We start from the raw sequence: 24,513 nt of genomic DNA, 5'->3' as shown, positions 1-24,513 counted from the left end.
CGTGTTCAAGACTCATCGAGATCCTGGCACGCCAGCTCGTCAACGACATCACCAGAGAGCGCAATGAGAGCCTGCCTGTACGCCCGATACAGCACTGACAACCAGAGCCAGAACAGCATCGAAGACCAGCTGCGAGCTGGTCGCGAGCGAGCGGCCCGAGAAGGCTGGCCCATCGCCGCGATGCATGCGGACGAAGGAATCAGCGGCTCGACGCCGGTTGCCCTGCGCGCCGGCGGAAAGGCCCTGCTTGCCGACGCGCTGGCCGACCGCTTCGACGTGCTGATCGTTGAAGGGCTCGACCGCATCACGCGCGACCTGGCCGAGCAAGAGCGCACCGTCAAGCGCATGGAGCACCGCGGCATCCGCATCATCGGAACGGCCGACGGGTACGACACGCAGCAAGCAGGGCGCAAGGTCATGCGTATCGCGCGCGGGCTCGTGAACGAGTTGTACATCGACGACTTGCGCAAGAAGACGCACCGAGGACTGCAGGGGCAATTCGAGCGGGGCATGGCCGCGGGCGGACGCACCTACGGCTACACGAGCGTGCCCGTGGAAGGCGGGCACCGAATCGTGATCGACGAAGAACAGGCGAAGCACGTGCGGTGGATCTACGAGCAGGTCGCCGCCGGCGCCACGCTGCGCAGCATCGTCTACACCTTAAACGCGCAGGGCGTGCCGAGCCCGCGCGGCAATGGCTGGGCCGCCAGTGCGCTGGTGGGCAACGCGAAGATGGGAGACGGCCTACTGAACAATGAGATGTACATCGGCCGGCTCGTGTGGAATCGCCGCCAGTGGCTGAAAGATCCAGACACGGGCAAGCGCCTGCCAGTTGCACGGCCGCGCGACGAATGGCTCGTGCGTGAAGCGCCGGAGCTGCGCATCATCGACGCGACGCTTTGGGGCCAGACCCGCCCGCATGAACTCAAGCGCGGCAACCCGACGCGCGGTCGACCGCACGGCACCTTGTTCGGCGGCCTGCTGCGCTGCGATACGTGTGGTGGTCCCATCATCGCGATCAACGCGAGCCGCTACGGCTGCAGTGCGCACAAGGACAAAGGCCCAACATCGTGCCGAAACGCGGCCACATGGCGGCGCACGGACGTCGACAACCGACTGCTGGCGGAGTTGAGAGAGGATTTGCTGAGCCCGGCCGCATTGGCCGAGGTGCAGACCACAGTGCGCAGGCTGCTGGCCGAGCTGGACGGCGGGCAAGAACGTGCCCAGGCCGCCGCACGCCGGCGCGGCGCCGATCTCGACCGCGAGATCCAGCGCATCGTGGATGCCATCGTGACCGTGGGTGCCAGCGAAGCACTGGCCAACCGCTTGCGTGCGGCAGAGCTGGAGCGAAAAACACTTCAGGCAACGCTTGAACAAGCGCCGCAATTGCAGGTCAGTGCTACCGAAATTGCATCACGCTACAGGCAGCTCGTGATGAATTTAAAAGAGACATTAAGCGGTGAAGCAAATACCGTGAGCGCGGCCCGTCCGGTAATTGCTGAATTGCTCGGCCCGGTCACGCTGCGGCGTGATCCAGAGACTGGGGAAAGCTGGGCACAAATGAAAAACCCCGCTGAACAACTGCTATTAGCAGTCGCATCAGCGGGGTCTCCAATGTTGGTTGCGCGAGCAAGATTTGAACTTGCGACCTTTGGGTTATGAGCCCAACGAGCTACCAGGCTGCTCCATCGCGCGGCAAGTATAAATTATAGCTTATTCAGCGGCGTTTTGCTCAGCGCCAGCATCTTTAATTTCAGCACGGTCGACCAGTTCGACGAGCGCCATCGGCGCGTTGTCGCCCACGCGGAAACCCATCTTCAGGATGCGGGTGTAGCCGCCCGGACGCGCGGCGAAACGCGGGCCGAGTTCGCCGAAGAGCTTGACGACGCTGTCGCGGCTGCGCAGGCGGTCGAAGGCCAGGCGCTTGTTGGCGAGCGTGGGCTTCTTGGCCAGGGTGATCATCGGCTCGATGACGCGGCGCAGTTCCTTGGCCTTGGGGACCGTGGTCTTGATGACTTCGTGCTCGATGAGCGAATTCATCATGTTCTGCAGCATCGCGAGGCGGTGCGAGCTGGTGCGGTTGAGTTTGCGGAGTCCGTGTCCGTGACGCATGGTGCTTTCCTTTACTTTATAAAAACAGACAGCCGTGTCAGGTACTGTCCGGTGCACTGGCCCTTTTCAGGGGGCCGATTTCTCAAAAATTCAAATCAACGCTTGTCGAGACCAGCCGGCGGCCAGCTTTCGAGCTTCATGCCAAGGGTGAGACCGCGCGAAGCGAGGACTTCCTTGATTTCGTTGAGCGACTTGCGACCCAGGTTCGGGGTCTTGAGCAGCTCGTTTTCGGTGCGCTGGATCAGGTCACCGATGTAGTAGATGTTTTCGGCCTTCAGGCAGTTGGCCGAACGCACCGTCAGTTCGAGTTCGTCGACAGGGCGCAGCAGGATCGGATCGAACTGCTGGGCGCTGCGCGGTGCGGGTGCATCGAATGCAGCGAGTTCGCCGCCTTCGAGCTGCGCGAACACGGCGAGCTGCTCGACCAGGATTTTAGCCGATGCGCGAACGGCATCTTCGGCGCTGATCGCACCGTTGGTCTCGATCTCGACCAGCAGCTTGTCCAGGTCGGTACGCTGTTCGACACGGGCGCTTTCGACGGTGTAGCTCACGCGCTTGACGGGCGAGAACGACGCGTCGAGGACGATGCGGCCGATCGACTTGGTCGGCTCGTCCGCGTAGCGGCGCATCGTGCCGGGCACGTAGCCGCGACCCTTTTCGACCTTGATCTGCATGTCCAGCTTGCCGCCTTGCGACAGGTGCGCGATCACGTGGTCGGGGTTGATGATCTCGACGTCGTGCGGGGTCTGGATGTCCGATGCAAGGACCGGGCCTTCGCCGTCCTTGCGCAGGCTCAGCGTGACTTCGTCGCGGTTGTGGAGCTTGAACACCACGCCCTTGAGATTCAGCAGGATGTTGACGACATCTTCCTGCACGCCGTCGATCGACGAGTACTCATGCAGAACGCCAGCGATCGTGACTTCGGTGGCCGAGTAGCCGACCATGGACGACAGCAGAACGCGACGCAGCGCGTTGCCGAGCGTGTGGCCGTAGCCGCGCTCGAAAGGCTCGAGCGTGACCTTGGCCTTGTTGGCGGCAAGTTGCTCGACCTGGATGGTCTTGGGTTTCAGCAGGGTGGTTTGCATGCAGACTTCCTCTCAATACCCCCGGCTCGTTACACCGGTAAGGCTGGTGAAGCGCCTGATCCGCAACAGAGTGCGGAGCAGGAACGTGAACAACAATATCAATCTCCCGCCGGCGCAAAGACGCGCAGGCGGGTAGAGAAAATCAACGCGAATACAGTTCGACGATCAGCGATTCGTTGATGTCGGCTGCGAATTCGTCGCGATCCGGGACCTTCTTGAAGGTGCCTTCGGCCTTGTCGGCGTTCACATCGACCCAGGCCGGCATGCCGACTTGTTGGGCCAGTTGCAGCGCTTCGACAATGCGGTTCTGCTTCTTGGACTTTTCGCGCACGGCGATCACGTCACCGGTCTTGACCAGGTACGACGGGATGTTGACCGACTGGCCGTTCACGGTGATCGCCTTGTGCGACACGAGCTGGCGTGCTTCGGCGCGCGTCGAGCCGAAGCCCATGCGGTAGACCACGTTGTCCAGGCGCGACTCGAGGATGAACAGCAGGTTGGCGCCGGTGTTGCCACGGCGACGATCGGCTTCTTCGAAGTAGCGGCGGAATTGCTTCTCGAGCACGCCGTACATGCGCTTGACCTTCTGCTTCTCACGCAGCTGCAGACCGTAGTCGGAGGTGCGCTGACCCGAGGTGCGACCATGCTGGCCGGGCTTGGAGTCGAACTTGGCCTTGTCTTGAATGGAGCGGCGGGCGCTCTTCAGGAACAGGTCGGTGCCTTCACGGCGGGAAAGTTTGGCCTTGGGGCCGAGGTAACGTGCCACGGTATTTCCTTGGTGTCATCTGCCGCAGTTGCCTGCGGGAGCCGTCGGCGGATATGCCGATGGCGGTGGGCTTAGTGAAAAAACAAATGCGCAGCCGCTCGAAAGCTGGCTGCGCCTTGCGGACTGACGATCAGATGCGGCGACGCTTCTGGGGACGGCAGCCGTTGTGCGGAACGGGCGTCACGTCGGCAATGGAATTGATCCGGATGCCGAGCGCAGCCAGTGCGCGCACCGACGACTCGCGACCAGGACCGGGGCCCTTGATCTCGACGTCGAGGTTCTTGATACCTTGTTCGACAGCAGCACGGCCGGCCACTTCGGAAGCGACCTGCGCAGCGAACGGGGTCGACTTGCGCGAGCCCTTGAAGCCCTGGCCACCCGACGAAGCCCACGACAGGGCGTTGCCCTGGCGATCGGTGATCGTGATGATGGTGTTGTTGAACGAGGCATGCACGTGGGCGATACCGTCCGCAACGTTCTTGCGAACCTTCTTGCGAACGCGCTGTGCGGCGTTGTTTGCAGGTGCTTTAGCCATGCTTGTCTATCCTTATTTCTTCAGGGACTGCGCAGCCTTGCGCGGACCCTTGCGGGTGCGGGCGTTGGTGCGCGTGCGCTGGCCGCGCATCGGCAGGCCGCGACGGTGACGGAAGCCGCGATAGCAGCCGATGTCCATCAAACGCTTGATGTTCATCGTCGTCTCGCGACGCAGATCGCCTTCGATCGTGAACAGAGCGATCTGGTCGCGGATCTTTTCGAGATCGGCGTCGGTCAGATCCTTGATCTTCTTCGAATATTCGATGCCGCTCGCTTCGCAGATTTGACGGGCGCGGGTGCGACCGATACCGAAAATGGCGGTCAGGCCGATTTCAGCGTGCTTGTGCGGCGGGATGTTGATGCCAGCAATACGTGCCATGTGCGTCCTCTAATACTCTTCAATCAACCCTGGCGCTGCTTGTGGCGCGGGTCGGTGCAAATCACACGCACCACACCTTTACGGCGGATGACCTTGCAATTACGGCAGATGGTTTTGACCGAAGCCGAAACTCTCATTTCATTCTCCTAAAACTGTTTAACGTGGCGGTCTACCGCCCGGACTCAATACTGAAACTCACAGCCCTACGATGTCTTGAAGTTCGCCTTCTTCAGCAGCGATTCGTACTGCTGGGACATCATGTAGTTTTGCACCTGGGCCATGAAGTCCATCGTGACGACCACGATGATCAGCAGGGAGGTACCACCGAAGTAGAACGGCACGTTGTACTTCAGGATCAGGAACTCGGGCAGCAGGCAGACGAAGGTGATGTACACCGCGCCAGCCAACGTCAGGCGAACCAGAATCTTGTCGATATAGCGAGCGGTCTGGTCACCCGGGCGAATGCCAGGAATGAACGCACCACTCTTCTTCAGGTTGTCGGCCGTTTCCTTGCTGTTGAACACGAGTGCCGTGTAGAAGAAGCAGAAGAAAACGATCGCAGCGGCGTACAGCAGCACGTAGATCGGCTCGCCCGGACGCAGTGCGCTGGCGATGTCCTTGATCCAGCGGAAGCCACCGTCACCAGCGCTGAACCAGCCCACCACCGTTGCCGGCAGCAGAATGATCGACGACGCGAAGATCGGAGGAATCACACCGGCCATGTTCAGCTTCAGGGGCAGGTGCGACGACTGACCGCCGTAGACCTTGTTGCCAACCTGGCGCCGCGCATAGTTCACGAGGATCTTGCGCTGACCACGTTCCACGAACACCACGAAGTAGGTGACCAGCACCACGACAGCGATGATGAAGAGCGCAACGATGGGGTTCATCGCACCGGTCGTCACCAGCGAAGCCAGGCCGCCGATCGCACCGGGCAGACCGGCCGCGATACCTGCAAAGATCAGGATCGAGATGCCGTTGCCCAGGCCGCGTTCGGTGATCTGCTCGCCGAGCCACATCAGGAACATCGAACCTGCCGTCAGGCTCACCATGGCGGTCAGGCGGAAGCCGAAACCGGGGGCGATCACCAGACCGGCCGACGATTCGAGGGCCACTGCGATGCTGAACGACTGGAACAGAGCCAGGCCGAGCGCGCCATAGCGCGTGTACTGCGTGATCTTGCGGCGACCAGCCTCGCCTTCCTTCTTCAATTGCTCGAAGGTCGGAAGCACGTAGGTCATCAGCTGCATGATGATCGACGCCGAGATGTACGGCATGATCCCCAACGCGAACACGGTGAAACGCGACAGCGCCCCGCCCGAGAACATGTTGAACAGGCTCAGAATGCCGCCCTGCTGGCCCTGGAACAACGCTGCCAGCTGGTCCGGGTTGATACCCGGCACAGGAATGTGCGCGCCAATCCGGTAGACCACGAGCGCGAGCAGCAAAAAGACGAGCCGACGACGGAGGTCGCCGAACTTGCCTGTTTTTGCGATCGTTGCCGCGTTAGTTGCCACGAAGAACTTCTTTCAGTCCGATGGTGATCAGGCGAGGCTGCCGCCGGCTGCTTCGATCGCAGCCTTGGCACCAGCGGTCGCACCCACGCCCGTCAGCTTGACGGCCTTGGTGAGTTCGCCGGTCTTGATGATCTTGACGACCTTGGCGAGCTGGCCCACGAGGCCGGCTTGCTTCAGTGCCAGGACATCGACTTCGGCCAGGCCGAGCTGCTCGAGAGCAGTCAGCGTGACTTCGGCGTTGTACTTCAGCAGGTGCGACTTGAAGCCGCGCTTGGGCAGGCGACGCTGCAGCGGCATTTGACCGCCTTCGAAGCCGACCTTGTGGAAACCGCCTGCGCGCGACTTCTGGCCCTTGTGACCGCGACCTGCGGTCTTGCCGATGCCGGAGCCGATACCGCGGCCGACGCGACGCTTGGCGTGCTTGGCGCCAGCTGCCGGCTTGATGCCATTGAGTTCCATATCAGTCTCTCTTACAGAACTTTGACCAGATAACTGATCTTGTTGATCATGCCGCGCACTGCGGGCGTGTCTTGCAGCTCGCTCACGCTGTTGAGCTTGCGCAGGCCGAGGCCACGCACGGTCGCGCGATGCGATTCCTTGGTGCCGATCGGGCTCTTCACCAGCTGCACCTTGAGGGTTTGTTGTTGCGTCATTTGAATGCTTCCTTCAGCCTTGCGAGAGCTTGCGCTCAGGCGAAGATTTCTTCGACGGTGAGACCGCGCTTGGCAGCCACTTGGCCGGCCGTTGTCGAGTTCTTCAACCCGTCGAGCGTGGCGCGAACCATGTTGTAGGGGTTCGACGAACCATGGCTCTTGGCCACGATGTCGGTGATGCCCATGACTTCGAACACGGCGCGCATCGGGCCGCCGGCGATGATGCCGGTACCCTTGGGGGCCGGGTACATCACGACGGTGGCAGCACCGTGGTGACCTTGCACCTGGTGGTGCAGCGTACCGTTCTTGATCGGAGCCTTGAACAGGTTGCGACGGGCTTCTTCCATTGCCTTCTGCACGGCAGCAGGCACTTCCTTCGACTTGCCCTTGCCCATGCCGACGCGGCCATCGCCGTCACCGACCACGGTCAGTGCTGCGAAACCGAGGATACGACCACCCTTCACCACCTTGGTGACGCGGTTGATCGCGATCATCTTCTCGCGCAGACCGTCCTCAGGACCTTCGTTCTGCGTTCTTGCTTGAATCTTTGCCATTTTGAATCTCGTGTCCGATTAGAACTGCAGACCGGCTTCGCGGGCTGCCTCGGCCAGCGCCTTGACGCGGCCGTGGTAGGCGAAACCTGCGCGATCGAAAGCGACCTTCTCGACGCCGGCAGCCTTCGCCTTTTCAGCGATGCGCTTGCCGATGGCGGTGGCAGCGGCGGCATTGCCACCCTTGCCCGAGGCGCCGAGTGCTGCGCGCACTTCGGCTTCGGCGGTCGATGCGGTTGCGATCACCTTGGTGCCGTCGTCGGAGATGACGGTGGCATAGATGTGCAGGTTGGTGCGGTTCACCGTGAGGCGAGCCACGCCCTGCGTCGCAATGCGGATGCGGGTCTGGCGCGAGCGGCGAAGACGCTGTGCTTTTTTGGTCAACATCATTTTGCTGCCCCTTACTTCTTCTTGGTCTCTTTGATCACGATCTTCTCGTCCGCATAGCGGATGCCCTTGCCCTTGTAGGGCTCTGGCGGACGAACAGCGCGGATCTCAGCGGCGATCTGGCCGACGCGTTGACGGTCAGCGCCCTTGATCACCACTTCGGTCGGGGTCGCGGTGGTCACCGTGATGCCTTGCGGCATGTCGATGTTGACCGGGTGCGAGTAACCGACTTGCAGGTTCAGCTTGGCGCCGGACGCTGCAGCCTTGTAGCCGACGCCGACCAGGTTGAGCTTCTTCTCGAAGCCCTTGGTCACGCCAACCACCATGTTGTTCACCAGCTGGCGAATCGTGCCGCTCATCGCATTCGCTTCACGCGAATCGTTGGCGGGCTCGAAGCTCAGCTTGCCGTCCTTGTTGACGACATTCACCAGCGCGTTGCGAGCCAGGCTGAGCGTGCCGCCCGTGCCCTTGACGCTGATCTGGTCTTCCTTGATCGACACATCCACGCCTGCGGGGATGGCGACCGGCATTTTTCCTACTCGGGACATTTCAGTAACTCCTCGATGTCTCGGTTAGGCGACGTAGCACAGAACTTCGCCGCCGACACCGGTGGCGCGCGCCTTGCGGTCGGTCATCACGCCCTTGGGGGTCGTGACGATCGCAACGCCGAGGCCGTTCTGGACTTGCGGAATGGAAGTGCTGGCCTTGTAGACGCGCAGGCCGGGGCGGCTCACACGCTCAATGCGCTCGATGACCGGACGGCCAGCGTAGTACTTCAGCGAGATTTCAAGTTCGCTCTTGCCGGCTTCGGTCTTGACCTGGAAGCCGTCGATGTAGCCCTCGTCCTTCAGGACTTGTGCGATCGCGATCTTCACCTTGGAAGACGGGACCGACACGGTGGGCTTCGCCACCATCTGCGCGTTACGGATACGCGTCAGCAGGTCGGCAATGGGATCACTCATGCTCATGTTGTTTGCTCCTGCCTGGCTTACCAGCTGGCCTTGGTGACACCGGGGATGTCGCCGTTGAAAGCCAGTTCGCGGATCTTGGCGCGGGCCAGACCGAATTGACGGAAGGTGCCACGGGGGCGACCGGTGATTTCGCAACGGTTGCGCTGGCGCGTGGGGTTCGCGTTGCGCGGGAGCTTCTGCAGGGCCAGGCGGGCCGCTGCGCGCTCTTCGTCGCTCTTCTTCGCGTCGTTGGAAGTTGCCTTCAGTTCTGCGTGCTTCGCAGCGAACTTGGCAACCAGCTTGTCGCGCTTGAGTTCGCGCTGGATCAAAGATGCTTTAGCCACAGATCACCTCAGTTCTTGAACGGGAAACGGAAGCCAGCGAGAAGCGCCTTGGCTTCTTCGTCGGTCTTGGCCGTCGTCGTGATGCTGATATTGAGACCGCGCAGGGCGTCGACCTTGTCGTACTCGATCTCAGGGAAAATGATCTGCTCTTTGACGCCGATGTTGTAGTTGCCACGGCCGTCGAATGCGCGACCCGAGATACCGCGGAAGTCACGCACGCGGGGCAGGGCCACGGTGACGAAACGGTCCAGGAACTCGTACATGTGCACGCCACGCAGCGTGACCATGCAGCCGATCGGCTGGTTTTCGCGGATCTTGAAGCCGGCGATGGCCTTCTTCGACTTGGTGACCACAGGCTTCTGGCCAGCGATCTTGGTCAGGTCGGCGACAGCGTTGTCGAGAACCTTCTTGTCGGCGACTGCTTCACCCACACCCATGTTCAGGGTGATCTTGGTGAGACGCGGAACTTGCATCGGCGACTTGTAGCCGAACTTTTCCGTCAGGTCTTTCGCGATCTTTTCGCGATAGTGTTGTTGGAGACGTGCCATGTGAGTACCTCTTAGGCGAACTTGATTTCGTCGCCGCTCGACTTGAAGACGCGAACAGCCACGCGCTTGCCGTCGGCACCTTGGGTGACCTTGATGCCCACGCGATCGGCCTTGCCGGTCGCAGCATTGAAGATCGCCACGTTGGATTGGTGAATCGGCATGGTCTTCTCGACGATGCCACCGGTCGTACCCTTGAGGGGGTTCGGCTTGGTGTGCTTCTTGACGAGGTTGATGCCGTCGACGATCACATGCGAATCGTCTGCGCGCAGCGACACGACGCCGCGCTTGCCCTTGTCACGACCGGCCAACACGATGACCTGGTCGCCTTTGCGAATCTTGTTCATGGCGTTGTGTCCTTAGAGAACTTCGGGTGCCAGCGACACGATCTTCATGAACTTCTCGGTGCGCAGTTCGCGCGTGACCGGTCCGAAGATGCGGGTGCCGATGGGCTCCAGCTTGGCGTTGAGCAGCACGGCGGCATTGCCGTCGAACTTGACGAGCGAACCGTCAGCACGACGGATGCCCTTGGCGGTGCGGACCACCACTGCGCTGTAGATCTCGCCCTTCTTGACGCGACCACGCGGAGCGGCTTCCTTGATGCTGACCTTGATGACGTCGCCCACGCTGGCGTAACGCCGCTTGGAGCCACCGAGCACCTTGATACACAGGACGGATTTCGCGCCCGTGTTGTCGGCCACTTCGAGCCGGGATTCAGTTTGGATCATTTCTTGATATTCCCAACTTGTACCGATGAGCCTCCAGGAGGGAGACACCGCGGTCAGTCTTGGGCCCGTCGTCCACGCCTCGAACCACTCGAGACGCTTCCGCTTTGGGCTGAAAGCTTCGCCTTTTGAAAGCGAAGCCCGCGATTGTGGCACCCATGCCGGGCGATGTCAACTGCCTCATCACGCGAACTTCGACAGCCGCTAGACTTTGTGGCGTGCGCGCCCCCATCCACCCCCTCGTTTCGCCGCCTTCCGTGCTGCGCCGACGCCTGCTGGCGGGCGGCGCGGGCCTGCTGGGACTGGGATCGCTGGGGCTTGCGGGTTGCCGCAGCGCAACACCGGCGCCGGACACCGGCCGGCTGCAGCGCCTGGGGGAAGCCCGCTGGGCGCACCGACGCTCTATAGAGAGCACCACGGCAGGCGGCCTCTCCGGCATCGACTACGATCCCATCAAAGGTGAGTACCTGCTTCTCAGCGATGACCGGTCAGACCTGGCTCCCGTACGCTGCTACACCGCGCGCTGGCCCCAGCCGGCCGACGCCGCCCCGGAGCCCACCGGCGTTGTCCAGCTGCAACGCCCCGGCGGCGGCCCGTGGCCCGGGCGGCGCCAGGCAATCGACGGCCTGCCCGTGCCCGACCCTGAAGCCCTGCGCCTGCGCCCCTCGGCCGGCACCCTGCTCTGGACCAGCGAAGGCGACCTGGCCCGCGGCTTCGGCCCCGCCCTGTATGAATCGGCGCGCGATGGCCGCTTCCTGCGCGAATTCGCCCTGCCGGCGATGTTCGCCCCGGACCCGACCCAGCGCCACGGTCCACGCGACAACCAGACACTCGAGGGCCTGGCCCTCACGCCCGACGACCGGTCGGCCTGGCTCGCGATGGAAAACGCCCTGGTCCAGGACGGCCCCGTCCCGACCACCACCGCCCCCGGTGGCCCCTGCCGCTTCACCCAGCTCGACCTCGCGACCGGCCGCGCCATGCGCCAGATCGCCTACGTGCCCGACGCCATCCCGCTGCGCCCGCTGGTGCCGGGCACTTACGCCGACAACGGCGTGAGCGAGGTGCTGATGCTCGACGCCCACCGCATGCTGGTGCTGGAACGCGCCTACGCCACGGGCGCCGGCAATTCGCTGCGCCTGTATGAAATAGACACCCGGGCCGCCGACGACGTGCTCGCCATCGACGCCCTCACCCCCGGCAACCACCGCCCGACCGCCAAGACCCTGGTGGCCAACTTCGCCACCCTCGGCCTCTCGCGCCTGGACAACACCGAGGGCATGTGCTGGGGCCCATCGCTGCCCGACGGCCGCCGCCTGCTGGTGGTCGTGAGCGACGACAATTTCAACCCGCTGCAAGTGACGCAGTTCGCCGCCTTCGCCTACACCGACCGACCATGACCATCGCCGTGACCTTCCTGCCCCGCACCGCGCCGGGCCCCCTGCCCCCCATCGCCTTCATCGGCGGCGGCAACATGGCCAGCGCCATCATCGGTGGCCTGATCCAGCAAGGCGTCGCGGCCGACAACTTCGAAGTGGTCGAGCCCTTCGAAGAGGCCCGCACCAGGCTGGCCCAGTCCTACGGCATCGTCGCCAAGGCCGAGGCCAGCGAGGCCCTCGCGCGCTGCGCCGTGGTGGTGTGGGCGGTCAAGCCCCAGACCTTTGCCGAAGCCGCCCGCCCGGTGCGCGCCTTTGCGGCCGACGCCCTGCACCTGAGCGTGGCGGCGGGCATCCCGTCCGACAGCATCGCCCGCTGGCTCGGCACCGAGCGCGTGGTGCGCGCCATGCCCAACACCCCCGCGCTGGTCGGCAAGGGCATGACCGGCCTCTTCGCGCGGGCGGGCGTCGAAAGCGCCGACCGCGCACGCGTCGGCCAGCTGCTGGCGCCGACGGGCGAGCTGATCTGGGTCGACGCCGAGCCCGCGCTCGACGCGGTGACCGCCATGTCGGGCTCCGGCCCGGCCTACGTGTTCTATTTCATCGAGGCGATGACCGAGGCCGGCGTCGAGATGGGCCTCACGCCCGACCAGGCCCAGCGGCTGGCCATCGGCACCTTCACCGGCGCCTCGGCGCTGGCGCACAGCGCCACCGAGCCGCCTTCGGTGCTGCGCGAGCGCGTGACCTCCAAGGGCGGCACGACCTACGCGGCCCTGAGCGCGCTCGAAGCCTCGGATGTGAAGGGCCAGTTCAAGACCGCCATCCGCGCGGCGCAGAAGCGCGCGGCCGAGCTGGGCGAGGAATTCGGGCGCGGCTGACCCGCCCGGCGGGCTATCGGAGGGCGTAGCCCGCCACGATGCCCACGAACACCGCGAAGCCCAGCCAGTGGTTTTCGCGGAAGGCCTTGAAGCAGCCTTCCCGCGTGCGGTCCTGGATCAGGCGCCAGTGCCAGAGCGCCTGGGCCACCGCCGCGGCAATGCCTACATAGAAGAGCGCCCCCAGCGACCGGCTGGCACCGGCCCAGATCCAGACCGCCAGGAAGATCGCGTAGCTGGCCATCACCGCCGCCACGTCGAAACGACCGAAGGTGATCGCCGAGGTCTTCATGCCGATCTTCAGGTCATCGTCGCGGTCCACCATCGCGTACTCGGTGTCGTAGGCCAGCACCCAGAACAGGTTGCCCGCCAGCAGCCACCAGGCAAAGGCCGGCACCGTCGACTGCACCGCGGCAAAGGCCATCGGGATGCCGAAGCTGAAGGCGATGCCCAGCACCGCCTGCGGGATCGACACGAAACGCTTGGCGAACGGATAGATCAGCGTGATCGCCAGCGCCGCGAACGACCACAACACCGTCGTGCGGTTGGTGGTGAGCACCAGCCCGAAGGACAGCAGCGCCAGCACCGCGCCCAGCCCCAACGCCTCCTTGACCGACATCGCGCCGCTCGTCACGGGCCGCTGGGCCGTGCGCTTCACATGGCGATCGAAGTCGCGGTCGGCCACGTCGTTGACGCAGCAGCCCGCGCTGCGCATCAGGAAGGTGCCGAGCGTGAACACCGCGAGCAGGTGCAAACCGGGCCAGCCGTCGGCCGCGAACCAGAGCGCGCCCAGCGTGGGCCACAGCAACAACAGCCAGCCGGCCGGCCGGTTCCAGCGGATCAGATCGAGGTAGAGCGCAAAACGGCGGGCAAGCATGCGGCGGACGGGCAGACGAAAAAAGAGCGGCCATTGTGCCGCTCTTGCAGGGACTCCCGGCGCACCGGGAGATCAGGAGGCCGCCGTCAGTCCTCGAGCAGCGAGCGCAGCATCCAGGCCGTCTGGTCGTGCACTGTGCAGCGCGCGGTCAGCATGTCGGCGGTCGGGTCGTCGCCGGCCTCTTCGGCCACCGGGATGAACTCGCGCGCGATGCGCGACACCGTCTCGTGGCCCTTCACGAGGATGCGCACCATCTCCATCGCCTTGGGCGGGGTCTGCGGCACGTCGGGCACGGTGGCGATCTTGCTGAACTCGGCGTACGAGCCCGGCGCGTAGTGGCCCAGCGCGCGGATGCGCTCGGCGAGCACGTCCGTCGAGCCCCACAGCTCGGTGTACTGCGTCATGAACATCGCATGCAGCGAGTTGAAGTGCGGCCCTGTCACGTTCCAGTGGAAGTTGTGCGTCGTGAGGTACAGCGTGTAGGTGTCCGCCAGCACGCGGCTCAGGCCTTCGGCGATGGCCGCGCGGTCCTGGCGTTCGATGCCGATGTTGATGATCGGCGCGTTGCGGCTGCCCGACTCCTGCGCGACGACGGCGCCGCCCTTCTTGGGCACCTTGCCGGCGGAAGCTGCGGGCGACGGGGACTTGGTTTTCTTCGAGGGTTTGGCCATGGCGGAGGGGTCTTTCTTGAAGTTGGGTGACAACACCGAAATTCTGAAAGCCGGCAGGCGGCTTCGCAACAGCTTCACTCTATCCCAGCGATCAGCGATCCCAAACAGCCCGCGCGTAGGCGAAGGCCCCGAATCGCTAGGAGAGTCGTTTGACACCCGGCAGCTCGCACGCGTAGATCGCGTTGCGCAGCGCCGCAATGGCCTCGTAGCGCGTGAAGGTGCGGCGCCAGGCCAGCACCACGCGGCGCATCGGCGGGTCGCGGTCCTGCGCGTCGCGCACGGGCAGGTAGCGCACCATCTGCTCGGGCTCCTTGCGCCCCTTGACCTTCGGCTTGAGCGCCTCGGCCGGCACCGACAGGCGCGGCACCAGCGTCACGCCCATGCCCGAGGCCACCATGTGCTTGATGGTCTCCAGCGACGAGCCCTCGAAGCTCTTGCGGATGCCCTCGGCGTTGCTCGAGAAGCGCGCGAACTCGGGGCACACCTCGAGCACGTGGTCGCGAAAGCAGTGGCCCGTGCCCAGCAGCAGCATCGTCTCGCTCTGCAGCTCTTCCGAGGTGATCGACTCGCGGTCGGCCAGCTTGTGCTTCACGGGCAGCGCCGCCATGAAGGGCTCGTCGTACAGCGGCGCCATCGCCAGGCCCGTGTCGGGAAAGGGCTCGGCCATGATCGCGCAGTCGATCTCGCCGGCGCGCAGCATCTCGAGCAGCTTGACCGTGAAGTTCTCCTGCAGCACCAGCGGCATCTGCGGCGTACGCGCGATCACCTGGCGCACCAGGTCGGGCAGCAGGTACGGGCCGATCGTGTAGATCACGCCCAGGTTCAGCGGGCCGGCCAGCGGGTCTTTTCCGCGCTTGGCGATCTCCTTGATGCTGGCGGCCTGGTCGAGCACGCTTTGGGCCTGCTGGACGATCTGCTCGCCGAGCGGCGTCACGGTCACTTCACCGGCGCTGCGCTCGAAGAGCTTGACCTCGAGTTCGTCCTCGAGTTTCTTGATGGCCACCGAAAGCGTCGGCTGGGACACATAACAGGCCTCGGCCGCCTTGCCGAAGTGCCGCTCGCGGGCGACTGCGACGATATATTTGAGTTCGGTGAGAGTCATAGCTTGCGTCAATTATGCGCAAGGGTCTGTGACCCGGCTGGGGCGGGGTCAAAAGCCGCGGGCTACGCTGCTCAGTCGGTGCGGCTCCAGACCCATTGCACCGGCTGCCCAGCGTTCGAGGGCATCGGCTCGCCCTGCGTGACCGCCGCGCTCACCCGCAGATCGGTCAGGCAGGCCCAGACGCCCGAGCGGGGGCAGGTTTGGCCCGTGTCCGCAAACAGCAGCTCATCGCGGCGCATGCGGTGCCCCTGGACCTGCGCCGAGCCATCGTCCTGCACGGAGAAAGCGACGCGGCCGGACGCGGCACGCTCTTCGAAAATCTCGATGGCGCCTTGCAAGGCGATGAAGAAATCCCAGTCGGACAGATCCTGTTCCGCCGCCGCGGCGGTGAAGTCGGCCTGGTACAGGCGCCGATAGCGCTCGGCGTTGTAGTCCAGCTCGAAGACGACCTGGCCTGTCGCGGCGTTCATCAGCCGGAACTGGCTGAAGCCCTGCCGCAAACGCCCATCGCCATACCGCGAAGGCGCGATCTCGCTGCGCAGGACGGGCGAGAGCATCACCACGGAGCCGTCGTCGCGCTTCTGGCAGATATTGAACACGGCACCGTCGTCGGCGCGAAAGACGAACTTCTCGTCGGACGTCCAGTAGCTGTAGTAGCGCTTGTCGTTCTCGATCGTGTAGCCGCCTTTGACGGGGAGGTCGGCGAGGACCGATGCGCCTGGGGGTTTCTCGGCGTCGTCGACTGGGCGCCAGCGGCCGGTTGTGGGGTCCAGGTCGATGAGGTCGGAGGCGGTGTGATGCAGGTAGAGCCACATGGGACAGGTTGAACCATCAACCCTGTTTCGGGCAAACCTCTCCACTTCGAGTGGAGGCGGGAGGGCCGTCTTGTGCCGCAAGGGTCGCGTTCATGTCAGGCGATGCGACCGCGCCGTGCGTGCGCGCATAGTCAACGAGGTCCTTGGGATAGAACGGCAGGTCTCGGTAGCTGCTGTCGTCGATGTCCCAGAGGTAAGTCACCAGCCCGGCCTCGAATGCCCAGTAGCCGAAGAAGCTCTGCGGTGCTCTGTCGTGCAGCCCATGCCAGTAAGTGCCCTTCATGGCGGGGAACCACTTCTTGAGGAATTCGGTCACGAACAAGGGGCGCTTTCTCGGCTCGGCCTCGATGGCTTTCAACAGCAGCGGATGGGCTTTGAGAAAACGCAACCGGCCCTTTGCAGGAACTGTCGGTAGGCCGAGCTGTCCAAGCAGCGTTTCGTACAAAGCATCCTTTCCGCGATTTTTGGCCCGAGCCACATCGAACAGGGCGGTCACGCGCGGAACAAGACCGTCGTGGCGCAACAGCTTGGCCAACGACAGCAAGGTCATGGCGTAGTGGTAGCCGTCGAGTTCTTCGAGGAAAACAGGCTCTGTCTGATAGATCGGGTGAGGCAGATTTTCGGCCTCGACAGCTTGAATCAAAGAAGGAAAAGCTCTCGCGATTTCCTGCACCGGGCTCCCTGCGGAATAGTCCCCAACGAACAAGGAAAATTTCGAACCGGCCAAGAAGCTGTGCCAGCGGGACCAAGCATTTTCATCCGCGGAGGCCAGATCATTTCTTAGATAGCCTTCAAGCTCCGCGACGTTTGCTCGGGTTGCGTTCACAAGAAGTAGATAAGGCTCCTCGTCCAAGAACCTCTCGCGTCGGGTCGAGTAGAAGTTGCTCATCTGTTCGCTCTCAAACTTTTCAATTCATCTTTTCGAAGTCGTCGCCACACTCCTTCAGTTCGGTAACAAGCTCATCGATATCCTGCGTATCGAAAAATTTCATCGTTGTGCTCATGACTCTTCATTCACAAGTCGTTCGCGACGCTTCGAGTAAGAACTACTCATAGCTCACCAGTCCAAACCGCGCATTTGACTTGAGTCTCAGAGCTTGGGCGCCGTTTGATCCGCACTCCATTGCCAGAAGGTTGCGCCGTAGCTGCTGCCCTCGATGACGGGCATGACCTCGTCCGCCTTGAAGTAGCGTCGGCTGCCCGCCTTGGCTGGCGTGAACCACCAGCCGGCCAGTGGGCAGGGCTCTCCACCTCGTGTTGAGATCGGAGGGCCGTCTTGTGCCGAAAGGGAAGCGCTGGTGTCAGGCGATGCGACCGCGCTATGCGTGCGCGCATAGTCAACGAGGTCTTTGGGATAGAACGGCAGGTCTCGGTAGCTGCTGTCGTCGATGTCCCAGAGGTAGGTCACCAGCCCGGCCTCGAAGGCCCAGTAGCCGAAGAAGCTCTGCGGTACCTTGTCGTGCAGGCCATGCCAGTAAGTCCCCTTCATGGAGGGATACCACTTTTTTAAGAACTCGGCGATAAACAGCGGGCGCTTTCGGGGTTCAGCTTCGATGGCCTTTAGCAGCAGCGGATGGGCTTTCAGGAAGCGCAGCATGCCCGTTGCATGAACTGTTGGTAGGCCCAGTTTCTCCAGCAGCGCTTCATACAAGGCATCTTTCCCGCGGTTCTCGGTCCGAGCTACTTCGAACAGTGCGACCACGCGTGGAACGAGGTCGTCGTGGCGCAGCAGCTTGGCCAACGACAGCAAAGTCATGGCGTAGTGGTAGCCATCGAGTTCTTCGAGGAAAACTGGTTCCGTGCGCTGTGTAGGGTGCGGAAGGGCAGATGGCTCCTGAGCTGCAAGCACATTCTCAAAAGAAAGCGCCAACTCGCCAATCGGCTCGCCAGCTGAATAGTTCAGAACCAGCAATTCGAGCTTATTCGAGGCGATGAACCAGTTCCAACCATGCCACGCGAACTCGCCAGCATCCGCGAGTTCTTCGACCAGTGAGCGTTGGTAGTCCTGGATCGATGCAGTCCTGCCTTTGGTCTGAACTACGTAGGGCTCTTCGTTCAAGAACCTCTCACGTCGGATCGAGTAGAAGTTGCTCATTTGTCCGCTCTTAAACTTTCCAATTCATCTTGTCGATGTCGTAGCCACGCAATGCATAAGGTGGGAAGAAGGCCAGGCCCTTCATGCGCCTTCCACCTCGGGATTGCGCTACCTTCTTGTTCTTGGCATTTGCGGGCTGGCAACCATAGAGCCACCGAAGATACTGTGCTATTACGGATTTCAGCTTTGCAGGTGGTTGTCCTGTGACGGGATCGGGAGGGAAAACGGTGCTTTGCAGACGACTATTGATCCAGTTGCGACTCATTTGCTTCTGTCCCGTCGTCGTCGTCCCCAGCTTGTTCTTCCATTCAATGTCCTGAAGCTTGTTGCCCGACTTGACGTGATAGCCGAACTTGGCCTCCATCACCACAAAGCGCGGAAACGTTGCGGGCTTGCCCGTCACCGGGTTGAAGTCTGAATCGATATCGCCGAAGGGCTTGATGCTGCGGCTGACGGCCGCCTTCGCAATCTGCTCACCAGGTATCTCCACATCGAGTTCGTCCAGTATCCAGCCCAGGCTGTTGGGGATACCGTTGTAGTGCGGTGGCAGCAAGGTGCCACCGGTCACCACACTGGGCTCTTTTTCGAAGAGGCCATCGATGCCCTGGTCCGAGCCGAAGAACGCGCTGGTATCGCGCTTGGATGTGTTTGGCGCTGGGAAAAGACGCGAGTAGCCCATGAAGTTGATGAAGTAATTGTCCACGCAGCTCTCGCACAAGTTGCCGTTGATCTGCGCGTACATCCAGTCGAGCAATTTGTCGGGAATCTTGTCCAGCACCTTGGGGTTCGTGATGTTGGTTGCGGCGTTGTAGACCACATGCTGGAGCTTGGCAACGGCAGCAGCCACCCAGATCTGGACCTGCTTGAGAGCGCTCATCACCCAACCACTGATCTTGGCGTACCACTCGCTGATCACCTTGGACATCCTGGGCAGGTAGCGCCCCACGGCAGCCCCGATCTTGTCGAATATCTGGCGCAGCAGCGAGTTGATCTTGCCCGCGTAGGAAGGGAAGTTCAGTCCCTTGAGGTACCCCAGGGTGTCACCGGTGCCCAGGAACCGCAGCATCGCGGCACCTTCGCCGGTCTCCAGCGCAGCAACCGCAAAACGCATGTTGGCGAACTTCGGCAGCATCCGGTAGATCACCTTGCCAGCCCGTCCCACGTAGGGGATGCACAAGGCGGCAGCGGCCATGCCCAGCTCCACCAAGGCACCCTTGGTTTCCTCTGCCGTGTCGTCCTTGGAGTCGACCAGCAACGCCAGGGCGCGCAACACGTCGCGGAAGTCTTCCAGAATCCAGATGGCGATCTGCTTGCCGATGGTCAGCGGATTGATCAGTTCGACAAGGCTGAGTATTTCAGCGAACAAGTCGGAGACCCAGTTGCCTTGCTCGCGCAGGTAGCTTTTCAATGCGTCGGAGCCATTGAAGTTCAGCTTGTCGAGTTCGATCGTCCAGTCGTCCACGGTGTCCGCAGCGCTGCGCGCGCCCTTGGCCGCCAGGTCCCGCACCCAATCGAACGCGTCGCTCAGGTAGGTGTGCGCATGCGCGTCTTCGAGACTGACCAATTCACCTCTGTCGCCGCTCATTTTTTGACTCCCTGTTCAACTTGATCCGCGAACGCCGCCGTGAGCGCGCTGCGCCATGCCGAGACGTCCGCTTGTGCCTTGTCTTTGGAATGCACGGAGGGGTCGATCGTCTTCACCTCCTCGTATTTCACCTTGACCGGACCCGGTGGCACGTTCTCCATTCGAGCATGCCCCTGTGCGTCCAAGTTGCCGCTGCGAACAGAACCATCGGAAAAGGTCGCGGTGTACTTGGCGCCTGCGACGGGGTCCAGATCGGCATAGTGATAAGTGAGTGCGATCCAGTTCTTGAGGTCCATCGCGTCGGACGGTAGTTGCGGCAACTCCACCGAACCCCGCCCCGGCCCCACAAAGCTCTTGCTCGTCCCCTTCACATCTAGCAGCCCCGGCATCTTCAAGGTGATGTTCACCCCATTCAGCTCGATGCTCGTCTGCCCGCCCTTGAGCGTGATCTTCTGCTGCGCCAGCACATGGATCTCGTCATTGCTGCTGGTGACCGTGAAGCCTTCCTTGGCCAGCCATTCGAGTTCGTCGGTGTGCGCCTGCACGCTCACGGGTCCGTCCTGAGCGATGACCTGGATGCCACCTTCGTGGCTGTAAAGGCCCACAGATTTGGCGGCCGCAAAGCTCACGGTCTTGCCCGCCGCGATATGGGCCTGCGCCTGCGCGGTCCAGTGGATGGCCTCGCCCGCGTACACAGTCGCGCTGGCGGGCGTGGCCATGCTCAGGCTCATGGCCGCATCGAGCACCATGAGCGGCCTGGCGAAGGCGGGCACCGGGTCTTGCCCTTCGCGTGAGCCTGCGCCTTCTCCACCCTTGGGCTCGCGCGCGTCCTGTCCGTTGACGCTGCCGGGATAGTGCCCGTTCTTCTGCGGATCGATGTCGTCGATCAGTAGCTGCAGCAGCGCCGTGGCGCTCAGCGCCAGCGCCTTCGCGCCGCCGGCCGCATCGGACAGCTTCTGCGCCTCGCGCAGCGCGCCGGCGAGCTGGCCACGCACGCTGGTAGTGTCCTGCACGCTGCCTGCCGCGCGTTCCTGGGCCAGCGTGGAGATCAACAAACCCTCGCCGGCGCGCGTGGCGACCCAGGCGTCGGAGCGCAGCTCCGCGCCGCTGCCGCGCCAGGCGCCGCGGCTGCTCTCGTCGGGTGACTGGGCGTTGAGATGACCCAGGTTCAGCTGGCTGGCGGCGTGCGAGCTGGCCAGGCGGGTGCGCACCTGTCCGGGCGCATCGTCGGCGATCCACTGGTTGTAGCCGCTGCCGTCGAGCGCGCGGCTGTGCCAGCCCGAGAGCACGCCCGCATGGTTGGCCGATGAATCGGTGCCGGCCGACCAGGGCGGCAGGTCCTGTCCGTTGTAGAGCTGCTGGGCGACTACCGGTCGGTCGATGTCGCCTTCGATGAAGGACACGAGCACTTCAGAACCCACGCGCGGCAGGTGATGTGCGCCCCAGTTCGGGCCCGCAACGGGCGCAGCCACGCGCAGCCAGACGGACTGGCGGTTGCTGGCGTGACGACCGGCGGCGACCAGGCTGCCTTGTCCGCTGCTGGTCGACTGCTGCTGGTCCGCACGCTGGGCCTGCCAATGGAAACGCACCTGCACACGATGGTCGCGCTGGGTGTGGACGGCGGTCGGTGCCTCGTCGTCATCGCCGCCGACCACAAGCGCGACCATCGCCTCGGGAGCCGTGGGCTTGGGTAGCCACAGCGGCACGACCTGCGCCTCGGCCGGCTGGGCCTCGAAGCTGTTGCGGTAGCTGCCCTTCTCGAGTTCACCGGCCTCGAGCACCTGCGCCGCCTGTGCGCCGAGGTTGTTGGCCGCTTCGTGGCGCACGCGCAGTGCGAGGAATCTGCGGCCGTCGTAGCGGTCGTGTTGCGTGAGCGTGAAGCGCTCGCCGGCACCGAGCTGTCGCACGCTGCCCGCGGCACCGTAGCGCTTGATGCGCGATTCGAAGGCCACCAGCTGTTGTTCGGCGCGGCGGGCGGCGGTGGCGCTGTCGGCATAGCGCTGCGCGCCGGTGCCGTCGTAGTGCTCCAGCACGGGCACGTCGCCCATGGCCAGCGCGCTCTGCACCGCGCCGGTGGGGGCCTGCAGCACGCTGGCGTCCCAGGCGTTGCGCATGACGGCATTGGTGGCGACCTGGCGCCGGCTGCTCCAGGCGGTGATGGCGTCGGTCGCTTCGGTGGCATCGACGCGGTGGAAGCGGATCTGAGAAAGGGCGCAGTCGGGCGGGGTTGCCGCGCGGTCGAAGATCACCAGGCGATGGTGCGAGGGCGTGGTGTTGCCGCTTCCGCTGCCCGTCGACTGTTGCTGCTCATGCTCGAAGCGAAAGCTCAGGCCCTCTTCCGCCAGCAGGCGCAGAACGAAGGCCAGGTCCGACTCACGGTACTGCACGCAGGTGGGCCGCACGGGCATCTCCTGCGTGACTTCGAAGCTGAAGCTCGCGGTGGTGTGATCGGCGAACACTTCGCTGACGATGTCCTGCACGTGCTTGGCGGCGTACACGAAGCTGTCGCGGCGCAGGCCGAGCGCGGCGAGCCAGGGTTGCAGGTGCAGCCGGTAGCGCGCCAGGCCGCCGTCACCGCCCAGCGCATCGACGGCCGTGAGGTAGCCGTGCCAGGTGCGAAAGCTGCCGTTGGCCAGCAGCAGGCGCAGGCTCAGCTCTTCGCCGATCAGCGCGAACGGGTCGAACTCGCTCGAGGTGGCGAGGGTGTCGATGGTGAAGTCGAAGAGTTCGTTGAGGCCTTCGGTGCCGGTGAAGCGCTCGACGACGACGGCGTTCTGCGGCGCCGACGCGGGCAGCTGCAGCTTGATGAGCCGCGCCTGCTCCGACAGCCGCGCGACGTTCAGCCCCTCGAGCTTCCATGGCGTCGGCATGAAGCTGCTTGATGTGTCTGATGACATGGATATCCACCTCCCTGGTGTCAGTGCCGGTCGTGCCGGTCTTCGTTCGATGCATGGCCGCGCGCGATCTTCCCGCCCTGTCGGTTCAGGGGCTGGCCGATCGCCATCGCGTGGACCAGAAAAATCCTAGTTCGCCAACGTTGCATGTGCGTTTGCTGTGCCACAGCTGAATGTCATGACCGCAGGCGGCGGAAACACGGTGTTCGATCCGAACAGCCCGTAGCGCTTGGCGTTGATCGTGACGGTCTGGGTGAACGAGCCGGTCAGCCCCAGGCTGGACGCGGTCGGGTTCGTCTCATCGAAGCTCAAGATCTGCGCAGACAGGAACGGATCTTTGGGCATGTCGAGGACCACATGAATGGCGGCTGTGGGAATGGTTTCATTTCCAAGACGGATGCCGAACCAGCTGCGCGTCACGAACGTGGAGGACTTTTCCAGCCACGCGTCATGGACCGAGCAATCGCCAAAGGACGGTGCATCGAAACGAAGCTTTGCCAACAGCCTTCCCTGGGCCCGGCTCTCGTCGCTCAATACCGCGGTGGATATGTCGGAGGTGCTCACGTTCACCCTATAGCCGCGATAGGCCACCGCCGATGCAATAAGGAGTGCTACAGCACCCGCAGCAAGCAGCGCGAATCTCTTCACAGGCCGCGGGCGCCGCATGGCGCGGGAATACGGTCGGCGGATGTCATGACGGTCATTGCCTCCACTGATCTGGGACATGAAAGGGCTGTCTCGCATGGCAGGCGTCCGTCATTCGCGAATGCCTGCCGAACGACGCACCTCTTCTTCGCTCAAGGCCAACCCGCCAGCGGCGGCGATGACCTCTGGCGGGAATTGCGGCAACTTGCCCGTTCCCGAGCGCCGCAGGCTCTCGCCCGGCTGGATCGGCGGGCCGCCCTCTTCCATGTAGCGTCGAATGTGCTCGTACAGGCGCCAGAGCAATTCATCCTCCCACCAGCCCTTGTAGCCAATGGTCACGATCTCCTGGCATTGCCTGGGTTGCCTGGGGTCGCCCCACAGCAGCGCCAGCAGATAGGAAGAGCGCGCCGCTTCGCCCGTGATCTCGGTGAGTTGGTAGCTGCGCGCATAGGCGTCGTCCCAGCGACAGGTCTTGACCTCGCCAACGCCTGCGCGCTGCCAGACCTTCCAGAACTTCATCGGAACGACGGTGAAGAATGAAACCTCCCTGGTCTTGCGATTGAAGAGAACCGGCAGATCGCGGGGCGTAAGGAATCCGACTCTGAAGAAAAAGATGGCCGCGACCAGAAAGAAGAGCGCGGCCATCGTCGAAACCATGGACATCAACAAGTTCAGAACGTAGTCCGACCTGCTTGAATCCAGATCCATGATGGATTCGAACGCGCCCCATCCGAACATGCAGGCAGCGAATCCGATGAGGGCTGCGTACAGCCCCATCATGAATGTGATTTCGGTCGTTCCCGCCGGTGCGCCCACAACGATGGCGTTCGGATGAATGCCCAACAAGGAATCGCACGAACTCGCCTTCCCATGCACGGGCTCGCGCTTTTCACGCGAGGCGATGCGCCAGGGAGACTTTCCTCCCAGCAGGCTCTTCTTCTGGACTTTCTCGACGAACTCAAACTGCGGGTCGGGCGCATTCCATTGCGGCAGCCGAATGTCGTAGTCCGGATTGTTTTCACGGCTCATGATC

General features: G+C 63.2%; 30 protein-coding genes and 1 tRNA gene. 3 read left to right on the top strand and 28 right to left on the bottom strand.

What is annotated here, in order from left to right:
- The first annotated feature begins 63 nt into the window (after positions 1–63).
- Positions 64–1,662, top strand: coding sequence for a recombinase family protein (locus AC07YS_RS11900; RefSeq protein ID WP_495267997.1), 1,599 nt, complete (start codon positions 64–66; stop codon positions 1,660–1,662).
- Here AC07YS_RS11900 and AC07YS_RS11895 read toward each other — a convergent pair.
- The 18 genes from AC07YS_RS11895 to rplN form a co-directional block, all read right to left on the bottom strand.
- Positions 1,619–1,695 (bottom strand) — tRNA-Met (locus AC07YS_RS11895). The two genes, AC07YS_RS11900 and AC07YS_RS11895, sit on opposite strands and share 44 nt — an antisense overlap.
- An 18-nt stretch (positions 1,696–1,713) precedes the next feature.
- Positions 1,714–2,112, bottom strand: a complete 399-nt coding sequence (gene rplQ, locus AC07YS_RS11890) for a 50S ribosomal protein L17 (protein WP_056576970.1) — start codon at positions 2,110–2,112, stop codon at positions 1,714–1,716.
- Between the two features lie 95 nt (positions 2,113–2,207).
- Positions 2,208–3,197: a DNA-directed RNA polymerase subunit alpha gene (locus AC07YS_RS11885; RefSeq protein ID WP_056576973.1), complete on the bottom strand. Its 990-nt coding sequence runs from the start codon at positions 3,195–3,197 to the stop codon at positions 2,208–2,210.
- 142 nt (positions 3,198–3,339) lie between these two features.
- Positions 3,340–3,963 carry a 30S ribosomal protein S4 gene (gene rpsD / locus AC07YS_RS11880; RefSeq protein WP_056576976.1) on the bottom strand — a complete coding sequence of 208 codons (624 nt, stop codon included), beginning with the start codon at positions 3,961–3,963 and terminating at the stop codon, positions 3,340–3,342.
- A 130-nt stretch (positions 3,964–4,093) separates the two neighbouring features.
- Complete coding sequence (rpsK, locus tag AC07YS_RS11875; protein ID WP_009124825.1) at positions 4,094–4,498, bottom strand: 30S ribosomal protein S11; 405 nt, start codon at positions 4,496–4,498, stop codon at positions 4,094–4,096.
- A 12-nt stretch (positions 4,499–4,510) separates the two neighbouring features.
- On the bottom strand, positions 4,511–4,876 hold the full coding sequence (gene rpsM / locus AC07YS_RS11870) for a 30S ribosomal protein S13 (RefSeq protein WP_013544105.1): 366 nt from the start codon (positions 4,874–4,876) through the stop codon (positions 4,511–4,513).
- Positions 4,877–4,899: 23 nt separating this feature from the next.
- Positions 4,900–5,013, bottom strand: a complete 114-nt coding sequence (gene rpmJ / locus AC07YS_RS11865) for a 50S ribosomal protein L36 (protein WP_013544106.1) — start codon at positions 5,011–5,013, stop codon at positions 4,900–4,902.
- A gap of 66 nt (positions 5,014–5,079) precedes the next feature.
- Positions 5,080–6,393 carry a preprotein translocase subunit SecY gene (gene secY / locus AC07YS_RS11860; protein WP_056576979.1) on the bottom strand — a complete coding sequence of 438 codons (1,314 nt, stop codon included), beginning with the start codon at positions 6,391–6,393 and terminating at the stop codon, positions 5,080–5,082.
- Positions 6,394–6,420: 27 nt separating this feature from the next.
- Positions 6,421–6,852, bottom strand: a complete 432-nt coding sequence (rplO, locus tag AC07YS_RS11855; RefSeq protein ID WP_056576982.1) for a 50S ribosomal protein L15 — start codon at positions 6,850–6,852, stop codon at positions 6,421–6,423.
- An 11-nt stretch (positions 6,853–6,863) separates the two neighbouring features.
- Entirely contained in the window at positions 6,864–7,046 is a 183-nt protein-coding gene (gene rpmD / locus AC07YS_RS11850; RefSeq protein ID WP_019653974.1) for a 50S ribosomal protein L30, read from the bottom strand.
- A 35-nt stretch (positions 7,047–7,081) separates the two neighbouring features.
- A complete protein-coding gene (rpsE, locus tag AC07YS_RS11845) occupies positions 7,082–7,600 on the bottom strand; it encodes a 30S ribosomal protein S5 (protein WP_056576983.1) in 519 nt (172 codons plus the stop codon).
- A gap of 18 nt (positions 7,601–7,618) precedes the next feature.
- On the bottom strand, positions 7,619–7,984 hold the full coding sequence (rplR, locus tag AC07YS_RS11840; RefSeq protein WP_056577252.1) for a 50S ribosomal protein L18: 366 nt from the start codon (positions 7,982–7,984) through the stop codon (positions 7,619–7,621).
- 14 nt (positions 7,985–7,998) lie between these two features.
- A complete protein-coding gene (gene rplF / locus AC07YS_RS11835; RefSeq protein WP_062474819.1) occupies positions 7,999–8,532 on the bottom strand; it encodes a 50S ribosomal protein L6 in 534 nt (177 codons plus the stop codon).
- Between the two features lie 24 nt (positions 8,533–8,556).
- The gene (rpsH, locus tag AC07YS_RS11830; RefSeq protein WP_062474816.1) at positions 8,557–8,952 is read right to left on the bottom strand and encodes a 30S ribosomal protein S8; all 396 of its coding nucleotides are present in this window, start codon (positions 8,950–8,952) and stop codon (positions 8,557–8,559) included.
- Positions 8,953–8,972: 20 nt separating this feature from the next.
- Positions 8,973–9,278, bottom strand: a complete 306-nt coding sequence (gene rpsN, locus AC07YS_RS11825) for a 30S ribosomal protein S14 (protein ID WP_056576989.1) — start codon at positions 9,276–9,278, stop codon at positions 8,973–8,975.
- Between the two features lie 8 nt (positions 9,279–9,286).
- Entirely contained in the window at positions 9,287–9,826 is a 540-nt protein-coding gene (gene rplE / locus AC07YS_RS11820; RefSeq protein WP_056576993.1) for a 50S ribosomal protein L5, read from the bottom strand.
- An 11-nt stretch (positions 9,827–9,837) separates the two neighbouring features.
- Entirely contained in the window at positions 9,838–10,170 is a 333-nt protein-coding gene (gene rplX, locus AC07YS_RS11815) for a 50S ribosomal protein L24 (protein WP_062474813.1), read from the bottom strand.
- A gap of 12 nt (positions 10,171–10,182) precedes the next feature.
- The gene (gene rplN / locus AC07YS_RS11810) at positions 10,183–10,551 is read right to left on the bottom strand and encodes a 50S ribosomal protein L14 (protein ID WP_009124801.1); all 369 of its coding nucleotides are present in this window, start codon (positions 10,549–10,551) and stop codon (positions 10,183–10,185) included.
- 257 nt (positions 10,552–10,808) lie between these two features.
- On the opposite strand from rplN, the gene AC07YS_RS11805 reads away from it, so the two are divergent.
- Positions 10,809–11,945: an esterase-like activity of phytase family protein gene (locus AC07YS_RS11805; protein ID WP_495267998.1), complete on the top strand. Its 1,137-nt coding sequence runs from the start codon at positions 10,809–10,811 to the stop codon at positions 11,943–11,945.
- Entirely contained in the window at positions 11,942–12,799 is an 858-nt protein-coding gene (gene proC / locus AC07YS_RS11800) for a pyrroline-5-carboxylate reductase (protein WP_495267983.1), read from the top strand. Before AC07YS_RS11805 ends, proC begins: the two co-directional genes overlap by 4 nt.
- Before the next feature lie 13 nt (positions 12,800–12,812).
- Here the strand turns inward: proC and ubiA are convergent, their stop codons facing one another.
- The 10 genes from ubiA to AC07YS_RS11750 all read right to left on the bottom strand — a co-directional run bounded on the left by ubiA (position 12,813) and on the right by AC07YS_RS11750 (position 24,509).
- On the bottom strand, positions 12,813–13,673 hold the full coding sequence (ubiA, locus tag AC07YS_RS11795; protein WP_495267984.1) for a 4-hydroxybenzoate octaprenyltransferase: 861 nt from the start codon (positions 13,671–13,673) through the stop codon (positions 12,813–12,815).
- An 86-nt stretch (positions 13,674–13,759) separates the two neighbouring features.
- Positions 13,760–14,344: a Dps family protein gene (locus AC07YS_RS11790; protein ID WP_369630563.1), complete on the bottom strand. Its 585-nt coding sequence runs from the start codon at positions 14,342–14,344 to the stop codon at positions 13,760–13,762.
- A gap of 136 nt (positions 14,345–14,480) precedes the next feature.
- Positions 14,481–15,446: a LysR substrate-binding domain-containing protein gene (locus tag AC07YS_RS11785; RefSeq protein WP_062474802.1), complete on the bottom strand. Its 966-nt coding sequence runs from the start codon at positions 15,444–15,446 to the stop codon at positions 14,481–14,483.
- Between the two features lie 71 nt (positions 15,447–15,517).
- Complete coding sequence (locus AC07YS_RS11780; RefSeq protein WP_495267985.1) at positions 15,518–16,261, bottom strand: hypothetical protein; 744 nt, start codon at positions 16,259–16,261, stop codon at positions 15,518–15,520.
- A 16-nt stretch (positions 16,262–16,277) separates the two neighbouring features.
- Positions 16,278–17,150, bottom strand: coding sequence for a PoNe immunity protein domain-containing protein (locus AC07YS_RS11775; protein ID WP_495267986.1), 873 nt, complete (start codon positions 17,148–17,150; stop codon positions 16,278–16,280).
- 201 nt (positions 17,151–17,351) lie between these two features.
- Positions 17,352–18,356 (bottom strand): PoNe immunity protein domain-containing protein, encoded by a 1,005-nt coding sequence (locus AC07YS_RS11770; RefSeq protein WP_159274851.1) that lies wholly within the window; start codon positions 18,354–18,356, stop codon positions 17,352–17,354.
- A 10-nt stretch (positions 18,357–18,366) separates the two neighbouring features.
- A complete protein-coding gene (locus AC07YS_RS11765; RefSeq protein ID WP_495267987.1) occupies positions 18,367–19,941 on the bottom strand; it encodes a hypothetical protein in 1,575 nt (524 codons plus the stop codon).
- Positions 19,938–22,811 carry a type VI secretion system Vgr family protein gene (locus AC07YS_RS11760; protein ID WP_495267988.1) on the bottom strand — a complete coding sequence of 958 codons (2,874 nt, stop codon included), beginning with the start codon at positions 22,809–22,811 and terminating at the stop codon, positions 19,938–19,940. The genes AC07YS_RS11765 and AC07YS_RS11760 overlap by 4 nt, the downstream gene beginning before the upstream one ends.
- A 153-nt stretch (positions 22,812–22,964) precedes the next feature.
- Positions 22,965–23,561 (bottom strand): hypothetical protein, encoded by a 597-nt coding sequence (locus AC07YS_RS11755; RefSeq protein ID WP_495267989.1) that lies wholly within the window; start codon positions 23,559–23,561, stop codon positions 22,965–22,967.
- A gap of 30 nt (positions 23,562–23,591) precedes the next feature.
- Entirely contained in the window at positions 23,592–24,509 is a 918-nt protein-coding gene (locus tag AC07YS_RS11750; protein WP_495267990.1) for a DUF6708 domain-containing protein, read from the bottom strand.
- Positions 24,510–24,513: the final 4 nt, after the last annotated feature.

It is taken from the genome of Variovorax sp. GW458-11-26-14-LB1 (assembly GCF_059423965.1).
The sequence above is the reverse complement of the archived record's forward strand: the minus strand, read 5'-3'. Positions and strand labels throughout refer to the sequence as shown.

What these genes read in the sequence shown, in the direction of transcription:
- rplO (WP_056576982.1), bottom strand. Translation starts at nt 6,852, where the DNA reads ATGGAACTCAATGGCATCAAGCCGGCAGCTGGCGCCAAGCACGCCAAG.
- rpsE (WP_056576983.1), bottom strand. Translation starts at nt 7,600, where the DNA reads ATGGCAAAGATTCAAGCAAGAACGCAGAACGAAGGTCCTGAGGACGGT.
- AC07YS_RS11790 (WP_369630563.1), bottom strand. Translation starts at nt 14,344, where the DNA reads ATGGCCAAACCCTCGAAGAAAACCAAGTCCCCGTCGCCCGCAGCTTCC.
- rplF (WP_062474819.1), bottom strand. Translation starts at nt 8,532, where the DNA reads ATGTCCCGAGTAGGAAAAATGCCGGTCGCCATCCCCGCAGGCGTGGAT.
- AC07YS_RS11780 (WP_495267985.1), bottom strand. Translation starts at nt 16,261, where the DNA reads ATGTGGCTCTACCTGCATCACACCGCCTCCGACCTCATCGACCTGGAC.
- rplN (WP_009124801.1), bottom strand. Translation starts at nt 10,551, where the DNA reads ATGATCCAAACTGAATCCCGGCTCGAAGTGGCCGACAACACGGGCGCG.
- AC07YS_RS11750 (WP_495267990.1), bottom strand. Translation starts at nt 24,509, where the DNA reads ATGAGCCGTGAAAACAATCCGGACTACGACATTCGGCTGCCGCAATGG.
- AC07YS_RS11770 (WP_159274851.1), bottom strand. Translation starts at nt 18,356, where the DNA reads ATGAGCAACTTCTACTCGATCCGACGTGAGAGGTTCTTGAACGAAGAG.
- AC07YS_RS11785 (WP_062474802.1), bottom strand. Translation starts at nt 15,446, where the DNA reads ATGACTCTCACCGAACTCAAATATATCGTCGCAGTCGCCCGCGAGCGG.
- rplX (WP_062474813.1), bottom strand. Translation starts at nt 10,170, where the DNA reads ATGAACAAGATTCGCAAAGGCGACCAGGTCATCGTGTTGGCCGGTCGT.
- rplQ (WP_056576970.1), bottom strand. Translation starts at nt 2,112, where the DNA reads ATGCGTCACGGACACGGACTCCGCAAACTCAACCGCACCAGCTCGCAC.
- rpsH (WP_062474816.1), bottom strand. Translation starts at nt 8,952, where the DNA reads ATGAGCATGAGTGATCCCATTGCCGACCTGCTGACGCGTATCCGTAAC.
- proC (WP_495267983.1), top strand. Translation starts at nt 11,942, where the DNA reads ATGACCATCGCCGTGACCTTCCTGCCCCGCACCGCGCCGGGCCCCCTG.
- AC07YS_RS11775 (WP_495267986.1), bottom strand. Translation starts at nt 17,150, where the DNA reads ATGAGCAACTTCTACTCGACCCGACGCGAGAGGTTCTTGGACGAGGAG.
- ubiA (WP_495267984.1), bottom strand. Translation starts at nt 13,673, where the DNA reads ATGCTTGCCCGCCGTTTTGCGCTCTACCTCGATCTGATCCGCTGGAAC.
- AC07YS_RS11765 (WP_495267987.1), bottom strand. Translation starts at nt 19,941, where the DNA reads ATGAGCGGCGACAGAGGTGAATTGGTCAGTCTCGAAGACGCGCATGCG.
- rplE (WP_056576993.1), bottom strand. Translation starts at nt 9,826, where the DNA reads ATGGCACGTCTCCAACAACACTATCGCGAAAAGATCGCGAAAGACCTG.
- rplR (WP_056577252.1), bottom strand. Translation starts at nt 7,984, where the DNA reads ATGTTGACCAAAAAAGCACAGCGTCTTCGCCGCTCGCGCCAGACCCGC.
- rpsM (WP_013544105.1), bottom strand. Translation starts at nt 4,876, where the DNA reads ATGGCACGTATTGCTGGCATCAACATCCCGCCGCACAAGCACGCTGAA.
- AC07YS_RS11755 (WP_495267989.1), bottom strand. Translation starts at nt 23,561, where the DNA reads ATGTCCCAGATCAGTGGAGGCAATGACCGTCATGACATCCGCCGACCG.
- AC07YS_RS11900 (WP_495267997.1), top strand. Translation starts at nt 64, where the DNA reads ATGAGAGCCTGCCTGTACGCCCGATACAGCACTGACAACCAGAGCCAG.
- rpsK (WP_009124825.1), bottom strand. Translation starts at nt 4,498, where the DNA reads ATGGCTAAAGCACCTGCAAACAACGCCGCACAGCGCGTTCGCAAGAAG.
- AC07YS_RS11760 (WP_495267988.1), bottom strand. Translation starts at nt 22,811, where the DNA reads ATGCCGACGCCATGGAAGCTCGAGGGGCTGAACGTCGCGCGGCTGTCG.
- AC07YS_RS11885 (WP_056576973.1), bottom strand. Translation starts at nt 3,197, where the DNA reads ATGCAAACCACCCTGCTGAAACCCAAGACCATCCAGGTCGAGCAACTT.
- rpmD (WP_019653974.1), bottom strand. Translation starts at nt 7,046, where the DNA reads ATGACGCAACAACAAACCCTCAAGGTGCAGCTGGTGAAGAGCCCGATC.
- rpmJ (WP_013544106.1), bottom strand. Translation starts at nt 5,013, where the DNA reads ATGAGAGTTTCGGCTTCGGTCAAAACCATCTGCCGTAATTGCAAGGTC.